Here is a 1469-nt window from a genome sequence, read left to right on the forward strand (position 1 = left end):
CCCGGTGGGGATGTACTGGGTTCGCCACCGGGCCCGAAAAGGATTGGAACGCATCATCTTCGTTACCCGGCCGTGACCTCCACCGCCGCGTCGGCACCGGCGACCGGGCTCGGGGAACGTCGTGCGCGGGCCACCGCGAGCCCGCGTTGCGAGCTCCAGAAGTCGCGAACCGTCTCGCGGAGTTCGGACGCGCCGACGTCCGCTCCGAAGGCCAGCGACCCCGGCTCGAGGGCGATGCCGTCGGCCAGGGTGGGCAGGGCGACGGGGTCGAAGCCGATGGCGTCCACGAAGTCCGCGACGACGTCGAGTGCCTCTCGGTCGTCCGATGCCAGGGCGATCGCGCTCCGCTCGGGATGACCGGCGGGCAGTGCTCCCTCGTCGAGGTCGTGGTACCCCATGTGGTTGAAGCCCTTCACGACGCGTGACGCGGGCAGGTGCTGCTGGACGAGCTCGCTCGTCGAGGTCCGGACGTCCGAGAGGTCGTCGCGCAGGCCGTCCGTCTCCCACCAGTAGTTCATGGCGTCGACGACGACCTTGCCCGCGAGTGCGTCCACCGGCACCGAGTCGAGCTTGCCGAGCGGCAGGGCCAGGACGACGATGTCGGCCTCCCGTGCCGCGTCGGCCGACCAGACCGCGCGAGCCCCGGGGGCGATCACGTCGACGATGAGGCGGATGCGGGCAGGGTCTCCCGAGCCGGAGAGGAGGACGGGGTGGCCGGCGGCGTGGACGAGGCGGGCGAGGACGGTGCCGACCTTGCCCGCGCCGAGGATGCCGATGGTGGGTGCGGACGTCATGTGTCGTGCAACGCACGAGGGCGTCCGGCGATTCCGGACGCGGCGATGCACCGCAGGCCCCTGAACCAGGTCTGCGGTGCACCGTCGGTGTGGAGTCGCTCAGGAGCGAGCGACGGAGGTGACCGTCAGGCGCGGGCCGTCCGGCGGCGGGCCGCCTCGAGCAGGCCGAGCCCGGCGAGCAGCGCCAGCAGTCCGCCCACGAGCGGGCCCGACGCGTCACCACCGGTGAAGGCCAGCGACGAGTCGGCGGCGACGGCCGAGGAGGCGCTGGTCCCCGAGGCGAGGACGCTGCGGTCGGCCGCCGCGGCGGTCACGAGCACGGTGCCGGTGGTGCCGGTCGTGCCGTCGACGCCGCTGGTGCCGTCCGTTCCGGGCGTGGTGGTGCCGCCGTCGCCCGGGATGACGGGCATCGTCGGGTCGGTCGGTTCGAACGGCTCGGCCGGGTCGACGGGGATCGTCGGGTCGGTCGGGTCGGTCGGGTCGGTCGGGTCGGTCGGCGTGGTCGGCGTGGTCGGCGTGGTCGGCGTGGTGCCGGTCGTCCCCTCCGTGGTGTCGCTGTCGCCGATCACCGAGACGGCGTTGCCCCCGACGGTCACGGGCAGCCCCACCGACGGCACGATCTGCGTGCCCCCGAGGATGCCGTCGTCACCACTGGTGCTGCCACCGGTCGAACCC

Annotated in this window: 1 protein-coding gene and 1 pseudogene; both read right to left on the reverse strand. The window is 73.5% G+C overall.

Translation table 11 applies throughout. The features are described 5' to 3' along the window. Positions 1–62: 62 nt before the first annotated feature. Positions 63–845, reverse strand: coding sequence for an NADPH-dependent F420 reductase (locus QRN23_RS11305; protein ID WP_285063590.1), 783 nt, complete (start codon positions 843–845; stop codon positions 63–65). Positions 846–919: 74 nt separating this feature from the next. Beyond that, positions 920–1469, reverse strand: a pseudogene (locus tag QRN23_RS11310) (hypothetical protein); the annotation flags it as partial.

The organism is Frigoribacterium sp. ME-P-080 (assembly GCF_030209595.1).
Lineage (GTDB): Bacteria > Actinomycetota > Actinomycetes > Actinomycetales > Microbacteriaceae > Frigoribacterium.